Source organism: uncultured Lactobacillus sp. (assembly GCF_947367085.1).
Taxonomy (GTDB): domain Bacteria; phylum Bacillota; class Bacilli; order Lactobacillales; family Lactobacillaceae; genus Lactobacillus.
In genome coordinates, this window is the sequence record NZ_CANBCP010000066.1 from 1 (window position 1) to 8,540 (window position 8,540).

Annotated in this window: 7 protein-coding genes; all 7 read left to right on the top strand. The window is 35.0% G+C overall.

The window, feature by feature from the left end:
- The first annotated feature begins 240 nt into the window (after positions 1–240).
- A complete protein-coding gene (locus Q0Y70_RS08705; RefSeq protein WP_297819885.1) occupies positions 241–873 on the top strand; it encodes a hypothetical protein in 633 nt (210 codons plus the stop codon).
- A gap of 203 nt (positions 874–1,076) precedes the next feature.
- Positions 1,077–2,483: a class II fumarate hydratase gene (locus Q0Y70_RS08710; protein ID WP_297819888.1), complete on the top strand. Its 1,407-nt coding sequence runs from the start codon at positions 1,077–1,079 to the stop codon at positions 2,481–2,483.
- 14 nt (positions 2,484–2,497) lie between these two features.
- Positions 2,498–3,886 (top strand): flavocytochrome c, encoded by a 1,389-nt coding sequence (locus Q0Y70_RS08715; RefSeq protein ID WP_297819891.1) that lies wholly within the window; start codon positions 2,498–2,500, stop codon positions 3,884–3,886.
- A 92-nt stretch (positions 3,887–3,978) separates the two neighbouring features.
- Complete coding sequence (locus tag Q0Y70_RS08720; RefSeq protein ID WP_297819894.1) at positions 3,979–4,905, top strand: L-lactate dehydrogenase; 927 nt, start codon at positions 3,979–3,981, stop codon at positions 4,903–4,905.
- An 88-nt stretch (positions 4,906–4,993) separates the two neighbouring features.
- Positions 4,994–5,809, top strand: coding sequence for a Cof-type HAD-IIB family hydrolase (locus tag Q0Y70_RS08725; protein ID WP_297819897.1), 816 nt, complete (start codon positions 4,994–4,996; stop codon positions 5,807–5,809).
- Between the two features lie 58 nt (positions 5,810–5,867).
- Positions 5,868–7,241, top strand: coding sequence for a threonine/serine exporter ThrE family protein (locus tag Q0Y70_RS08730; protein WP_297819900.1), 1,374 nt, complete (start codon positions 5,868–5,870; stop codon positions 7,239–7,241).
- 97 nt (positions 7,242–7,338) lie between these two features.
- Positions 7,339–8,540: HAD-IC family P-type ATPase (locus Q0Y70_RS08735; RefSeq protein WP_297819903.1), on the top strand; the 1,202-nt coding region annotated here is incomplete at its 3' end.

Consider the following 8,540-nt stretch of genomic DNA (forward strand, 5'->3'; position numbering starts at 1 on the left):
AAAGCTGATATAAGTCGGACAATTACGCGATGAAAACTATGTCAAAGAATAAAAGAGCCAAACAATAACATTTTGTTATTTAAAAAGATCAAAAAATAGCTAATTGAAGGCATTTTCTTAAGTAAAGAATTATAGAAGCATAAATAACGGGTGTTGTTTTTAGGAACAAAACGCGGTATCATGATAATGAAAGTTGAAAGCACTTAGAAAACAATTATTTAAATATAGAAGGTAAGTAAAATGAAGATTCAAAAAGATGTTGCAAGTTTATTAGTTTTGGTTTCAGCAGGTACAATGATTGGACTTGGTTCAAATACTGTTCATGCAGCTACTAATAATTCAGCTGCATCTCAAGAAGCAGAATATCCAAAGTTAGGAGCTGCAGAAGATGCTCCAACTGCTCCTGAATCCGAGCAAGCAGATTATCCTAAGCTTGCTCCAGCACAAGATGCTCCTCAAGCTCCACAAAAGCAAAGTCAAACTTTAAAAGTTCAACAAGCTAGTCAACAACGACCAACAACTACTTTAAGGACTGCGCAAAGACAAGCTCCAGCTGTAAATAAGCAAGCTGCGACAAGTCAACGAAAAGCTGTAACTCAATTAAAAGTTGCTCAAGCTCCATCTTCAGTTAAAAAACAAACTTTAAATACCAAATCAGAAAACAAAGTAGCCAAAACTACAAATAAACTGGTTCAACAAACCACTTCAAAACAAGTGGACAAAAAAGAAAAGAAGGCTATTAAGAGTTCAGATAAGAAGAGTAAAAATTCTAAAAAAACGAATTACGTTGAATTAAAGAGTGCCATTGCTGGTTCAGTGGTTGTTTTAGCAACTAGTGCAACAACCTTGGCAGTTAAGAAAATTAAAAAATAATATCCTATATTAATGGTAGAAAATTTTGATAATTATGGTTTACCCAACCTGTAATTATCTGTATGATGTGAATAGAAGATAAAGAAGCCTTGTATTAACCCAAAATACAAGACTTTTTCTTTATATAAATTAAATAATGTATACCCTTACATCTAAACGTAGCGTATACTGTAAATAGTGAATTAAGGAAGGAATTTATAATTATGGTAGAAAAAGGTTATCGTGTCGAAAGTGATACATTAGGTCCTGTAGAAATTCCAGAAGATGCATTATGGGGACCTCAAACTCAAAGAAGTAAAAACAATTTTCATACCGGAGCATTGATGCCAATAGGTATTATTCGTGCATTACTTCAGATTAAACGCGCTGCAGCGCAAGCAAATATGGATGCTGGCAAACAAACACAAGAAAAAGGACATGCAATTATTGATGCAATTCATGATTTGTTAAAAATGAACGATAGTGACTTGCAACAGTTTTTCCCTCTTCATATTTATCAAACTGGATCCGGTACTCAAACTAATATGAATGTTAACGAAGTGGTTGCTAACTTAGCTAATAAAAATCATCCTGGATTGAATATTTTACCAAATGATGATGTAAATATGGGACAATCTTCTAACGATACTTTCCCAACTGCAATGAATTTAGTTGCTACACAAGCTCTTGATGATTTAAAACCGTCTATTAAACACTTAATTAGAGAATTAAAGATTAAACAAGATGAATATTGGACAACAGTAAAAGTTGGGAGAACTCACTTACAAGATGCAGTGCCTTTGACTTTTGGGCAAGAGATTTCAGGCTATATTTCAGCCTTAAATCATGATCTTTCCTATATTAATGAGCTTGAAGAAACTTTATATGAATTACCAATTGGAGGAACTGCTGTTGGAACTGGTCTAAATGCCGCTCCAGGTATGGCAGAAGAAATTTCTGAACGTTTATCTAGAAAATATGGTCACGAATTTAAAGTGAAAACCAATAAGTTTTTCGGTCTTGCAAACCATTCAGGTCTTAATGTAGTTCACGGAGCTTTGAAGGCTCTGGCTGCTGATATGTTTAAAATTGCTCAAGATATAAGATTTTTAGGTTCTGGTCCAAGAGCAGGATTAGGTGAATTAAACTTACCGGCAAACGAACCAGGTTCATCAATCATGCCAGGTAAAGTTAACCCAACACAAGCTGAAGCAGTTACTATGGCAAGTTTGAGAGTTTTTGGGAACGATACCACAATTACGATGGCTGCTTCTCAAGGTAACTTTGAAATGAATGTTTTTAAGCCAGTCATGATTGCTGCATTTTTAGAATCAGCTGATGTCTTGTCAGGAACGATTTCAAGCTTTGCTGATAAGATGATTCATGGAATGACTGTAAACAAAGAAAGAATGAATCGTGATGTTTCGGATTCTCTAATGACAGTTACGGCATTATCACCTCATATTGGTTATCACGATGCAGCTAAAATTGCCCAAGCTGCTGCAAAGAACAAGACCACTTTGCGTCGTGCTGCATTAGAAAGTGGAAAAGTTACGAGCGAACAATATGATGAATGGATGAAGCCGATCACGATGACTAATGCAATGAATACTAAACCTATTGATGATTAATGAGAAAGGATATTATGGCAAAATTTACTTTTACACCCAATACTTGTGATGATATTGAAGAAAATTATGATGCAGTAATTGTTGGATCAGGCGGAACTGGATTAACTGCCGCCTTGCAAGCCCATGAACTAGGTCTTAAAGTTGCGGTTTTTGAGAAAAATAAGATGTTAGGTGGAAATACCAACCGAGCTTCATCAGGAATGAATGCTTCAGAAACTTTTGTCCAGCTTGATGAAGGTGTGATTGATAATAAGCAGGATTTTTATAATGAAACTTTAAAAGGCGGAGGTTTATTAAATGACCGACCGATGCTTCAATTTTTTGTTGATCACTCAGCTTTAGCTATTGATTGGTTGAGCAAACATGGAATTGAATTGACTGACTTAACGATAACTGGTGGAATGAGTAAAAAAAGAGCACACAGACCAGCTTCGATGGCTCCAGTAGGTAATTTCTTAGTAACTGGGCTTTTAAAGAAAATTAGTGAAGAAAAAATATCAGTTTTCAATGAATGCAAAGTTACCAAATTAATTAAGAACGCAAACGGGAAAGTTGATGCAATTGAACTGCAAACGCCAGATGGCCAAAAACGGGTTCATGCAAAAGCTATTTTACTTGCTAGCGGAGGTTTTGGTGCTTCAAAACAACTAATTGAAAAATACCGTCCTGATCTAAAAGATTATAAAACTTCCAATCAACCAGGAGCTACTGGCGATGGTTTAAAATTAGCTGAAGATGTAGATGCTCAATTGATGCAAATGGATTTCATTCAAGTTCATCCTACTGCTCAAACTGATGGCGATCATGTCTTTTTGATTGGTGAAGGTGTACGTGGTGAAGGAGCAATTCTAGTCAATAAAGAGGGTAAGCGTTTCGTAAATGAACTAAGTACTCGCAAAGTTGTTTCAAATGCAATCACTAATTTGCATGAAGATGGGGCTTATTTGATTTTTGATCAAGGAGTACGTGAGCGTTTTAAAGCAATTGAATTTTATGATCATATTGGCTTAGTTGAAAGCGGACAAACTATTTCAGAATTAGCTGAAAAAATTGGTGTTAACGACCAAAACTTGGCAAGTACTATTTCTACGTGGAATAATTCAGTCACAAATAAAGATGATAAAGAATTTCACAGAACTACTGGAATGCAGCGAGCACTGAGTGATGCACCTTATTACGCAATTCACATACACCCAGCAATTCATTACACAATGGGTGGAATTCATGTTTTACCAGATACACGAGTTTTGGACGGCAATGGTAATGTAATTGACGGATTGTATGCTGCAGGTGAAGTATCTGGTGGGCTTCATGGAAATAACCGCATCGGCGGCAATTCTATTGCTGAAACAGTTATTTTTGGTCGACAAGCTGGAATTGAAATGGCTAAAAATATTAAATAGTTAAATACTTGTAAAGGCTTTCATTTATAATGATATTTGTGTATACTTGTTTGTGTAATAACTAACAAGTTAACAAAAGGAAGTATAAAAATATGAATAATAGAAAAGTTTTCTTAGTTGGTGATGGACGTGTTGGATCAACTTTTGCCAACGATTTATTGCAAAATGTAAAAATAAATGAATTAGTAATCTGTGACGTTGCTAAAGAATTAACAATCGGTGATGCCATGGACTTAGAAGATTTGGCACCATTTGTAGGACCAGTTAAAGTGAAAAGTGGTGACTACAGCGATGCTAAAGATGCTGACATTGCGGTTATCACTGCAGGTATGGCTAGAAAGCCTGGTATGACTAGACTTGATTTGGTTAATGCTAATGTTAAAATCTTAAAATCAATTGTTGAACCAATCGTTAATAGTGGTTTTAAAGGAATTTTTGTTGTTTCCGCAAATCCAGTAGACATTTTAACCACCTTAACTGAGAGATTATCTGGTTTTCCAAAGAATCGTGTAATTGGGACTGGAACTTCATTAGATACAGCTAGATTAAGAGTAGCTCTTGCTAAGAGAACCGGTGCAAATATCGATAATGTTGATGCTTATGTTTTGGGTGAACACGGGGATACTTCATTTGAAAACTTTGATGAGGCAATTATTAACCACAAGGCATTACGTTCTTATAGTGAATTGAACGATGAAACTTTGAAAGAAATTGAAACCGAAGTTCGCAAAAAGGGTGGTAACATTATTGCTAACAAGGGTGCAACCTTCTATGGAGTTGCAATGTGCTTGACACAAATTTGTAAGGCTATTTTTGAAAATAAAGCTCGTGTGTTACCTGTATCAGCTCCATTAACTGGAGAATATGGAGTAACTGGACTATATTTGGGAACACCAAGTGTTATCACTGCAAACGGAATCAGTGATGTGATTGAACTTCATTTATCAAAGGAAGAAAAAGAAAAGATGACTTATTCTGCTCAAAAGATGAAAGAAGTTTTGGATGGAATTGAACTTTAATTGAGAAAATTGCTTAACTTAGATCCGACCTGTTGAATGGCCGGATTTTTTTATATAATAATGTTTAAATAAATGAGAGGTGATAGGAATGGGAATAAAATTAATTGCAGTAGATTTAGATGGAACTTTGTTAACTAGCTCAAATACCATTTTGCCTGAAACTGCGAGAACTTTGCAGCTAGCAAGTAGTCAAGGCATTAAAGTTGTATTAGCTTCAGGAAGACCTCTATCCGGAGTAATGCCATTTGCTAATCAACTGGATTTGAGTGGAGAAAAGCAATATGCCGTAGTCTTTAATGGAGCAGTTCTACAAAATTTAGCAGGTGGAGTCTTAATGAATCAAGAAATGAATTATCAAGACTTCAATACAATGCTTAGATTACAAAGATTAGCTCATGTTAATGTGCACTTTGAAACTACAGAGTGTTTTTGGACATGCGATCATGATCTTAGTGTTCAAATGCAGATCAATGCAGCATTAACTGATAATATGTTAAAAGTCAGACATCGCGAAGAAATTCCTAAAGACTTTAAATTTAATAAGGTTGGTTTTACTTGTCAAAAAGGCGATGATCAAGTTGAAAAGCTATGGAACACTTTACCATATTGGGCTTTTGATAAATATGATATTGTTAAAAGCTTAGATACTTGTATTGAGTTAAATACAAAGGGTGCTTCTAAAGGTAATGCTTTAATGGAACTAGCTGATAGATTAAAGATTGATCAGACAGATGTCATGGTTTTTGGCGATCAAGGTAATGATCTTTCTATGTTTGAAAATCCTAACTTTAGGAAAATGGCTATGGGTAATGCGATTTCTGATATTAAAGAAAAAGCTGATTATGTTACTGATGATAATAATCATAATGGAATTGCCAAAGCTTTAAAGAAGTTTGTCTTGTAGATATGTTATTGTGGTATGATTTTTAAGTAACACAATAACATAGGGATCTGAATACAAGATGAATAATCAAGACAAAAATCAGCGAGTCAATCAATTACATAAAAAGCATAATCTTTCACACCACCATCATATGAGAATCCGTTGGCAAGAATTCTTTACTAGTGATAATGTTACTCCTGCTAAAGATGCAACCTTGCCAGAAAGATCGGTAATTGTCGGACATATCGGAATGATGCTTTTATCATATGGTACTGGTGCCTGGCGAGTTAGAAGCGCAATGAACACAATAGCTCGTAGCTTAGATATGACGTGTTCAGCTGATATAGGATTAGTATCACTGGAATATACGTGTGTTGATAAAGATGGTCATAGTTATACTCAAGCATTGAGCTTGCCAACAACTGGTGTGAATACAACCAAGTTAGATTTAATGGAGAAGTTTGTTAATGAATTTAAAAAAGACCAAGGCAATTGGACAATTGGTCAAATTCATAATCGTTTAACAAAGATAACTGAAATGAAAGCAGCCTATTCTCCATGGCAAGTTGCAGTAGCTGCGGGTTTAGCTTGCAGCGGATTTATCTTTTTGCTTGGTGGTGGCATTTTTGAAGTTATCTGCGCTTTTTTTGGAGCTTGTGCAGGTAATTATGTTAGAAGAAAAATGGGTGATCATCACATCACTATCTTAGCTAATATAACTGTAGCGGTTGCAGTCGCATGTTGTGTTTATGTAGGAGTTTTTTATCTATTTAGATTATTTTATCCTATTAGTATCCGCCATCTAGATGGATATATTGGTGCTTGTTTATTTGTTATTCCTGGTTTTCCATTTATTACCTCAGGGCTTGATATTTCAAAATTAGATATGAGATCAGGTTTAGAGCGAATGGCCTACGCTGTGATGATAATTGTCGTGGCTACAGCTGTCGGTTGGGTAACTGCATTAGGTTTAAACTTGCATCCCCAAGACTTTCTTCCATTAAACCTAAGTCCGATTATTTTAACTTTATTAAGATTGATTGCTAGTTTTTGTGGAGTATTTGGCTTCTCGATCATGTTCAATTCTCGTTTGAAAATGGCAGCTTTAGCTGGAATTATCGGAGCTTTTGCAAATACTTTGCGTTTGAGTTTGGCAGATTGGACGGTAATTCCACCTGCAGCTGCAGCATTTTTAGGAGCCTTATTAGCTGGTTTACTTGCATCTTTAGTAAGACAAAAAGTTGGTTATCCTAGAATTGCAATTACCGTACCTTCAATTGTAATTATGGTACCTGGACTTTATATGTATCGTTCAATGTTTAATTTAGGTTTGGTATCGATTAATGCTGGAGCTTTGTGGGCTACTAAAGCACTAATGATCGTTTTATGTTTACCGTTAGGTTTGATAGCTGCTAGAATCATTACTGATCGAGAGTGGCGCCATGCGGGTTAGAAAAAAGGCAATTTTGCCTTTTTTATTTTGCAGTAAAAAAGTGAAATTGAGTTGTTCATGTTATAATTTTATTTAACAAAAATTTGAGGTGAACACAATGTCTCAACTTTCAGGGCTAACTGATCAACAAGTAAAGCAGCAAGAAAATCAAGGTTATATAAATAAGGCGATTGATGATCAAGCTAGAACCGATTGGCAAATTATCAAAGAAAATACCTTTACGTATTTCAACTTGATCTTCTTAGTTCTTGCTATCTTATTAATCTTAGTAGGGGAATTTAAGGATTTAACATTTCTCCCAGTTATTATTGCTAATACTGTTATTGGTATCATTCAAGAACTTCGTGCAAAGCGAGTTTTGGATAAGCTAAACGTGATTAATGCAACTAAGATCACTGTTATTAGAAATAATAAAGAGCAAGAAATTCCAATTGAAAACTTAGTTTTAGGCGATATTATTGTCTTAAAAACCGGTGATCAAATTCCTGCAGATGCTACATTACTTGAGGGTAGTGTAAAAGTAAACGAAGCATTGCTAACAGGAGAAGCAGATGAAATCTTGAAAACGCAAGATGATGATTTATTGTCTGGGTCTTTTGTTGTTTCTGGTAAAGCCTACGCAAAATTGACAAAAGTAGGTAAGGATTCCTATGTTTCAAAACTGACTTTAAAGGCCAAAGCCATGAATCAAAAGGAACAATCAGAAATGATCCGCTCTTTAAACAAATTAATTAAGTGGGTCGGAATAATAATTATTCCTTTAGGATTAGCTTTGTTTGCATTAGCTTATTATGTTAATCATCGCTCAGTCGCTGATAGTGTAACTTCAATGGAAGCAGCGATTATTGGAATGATTCCAGAAGGGCTATATTTATTAACTACGATCGCCTTAGCGATTTCTGCAATGAGACTAGCTAAAAATCAAGTTATGTTACATGATATGAAATCTGTTGAAACCTTGGCGCGAGTGAATGTATTATGCGTTGATAAAACAGGTACAATCACAGAACCTAAAATGGCAGTTACAGATTATGTTGCAGTTAATATTAGTAAAGATCACTTATTTACACTAATCTCTAATTTGGCTCAAAGCATGCCTACCGATAATGCAACTAGTAAAGCATTAGCAGCATTTTTTACAGGAAATGCTGAAACTAGCGAACAAATTATTCCGTTTACTTCAGTTAATAAATATTCTGGAGCAGTGTTTAAAGACCTTACTTACTTAATTGGCGCTCCCGAATTTGTTTTGAGGGATAAATTTGAAAAATACAAAGATAAAATAAATGAGTATACAAG

Excerpts from the sequence above, each read along its gene's own strand:
- Q0Y70_RS08705 (WP_297819885.1), top strand. The coding sequence starts at position 241 with ATGAAGATTCAAAAAGATGTTGCAAGTTTATTAGTTTTGGTTTCAGCA.
- Q0Y70_RS08710 (WP_297819888.1), top strand. The coding sequence starts at position 1,077 with ATGGTAGAAAAAGGTTATCGTGTCGAAAGTGATACATTAGGTCCTGTA.
- Q0Y70_RS08715 (WP_297819891.1), top strand. The coding sequence starts at position 2,498 with ATGGCAAAATTTACTTTTACACCCAATACTTGTGATGATATTGAAGAA.
- Q0Y70_RS08720 (WP_297819894.1), top strand. The coding sequence starts at position 3,979 with ATGAATAATAGAAAAGTTTTCTTAGTTGGTGATGGACGTGTTGGATCA.
- Q0Y70_RS08725 (WP_297819897.1), top strand. The coding sequence starts at position 4,994 with ATGGGAATAAAATTAATTGCAGTAGATTTAGATGGAACTTTGTTAACT.
- Q0Y70_RS08730 (WP_297819900.1), top strand. The coding sequence starts at position 5,868 with ATGAATAATCAAGACAAAAATCAGCGAGTCAATCAATTACATAAAAAG.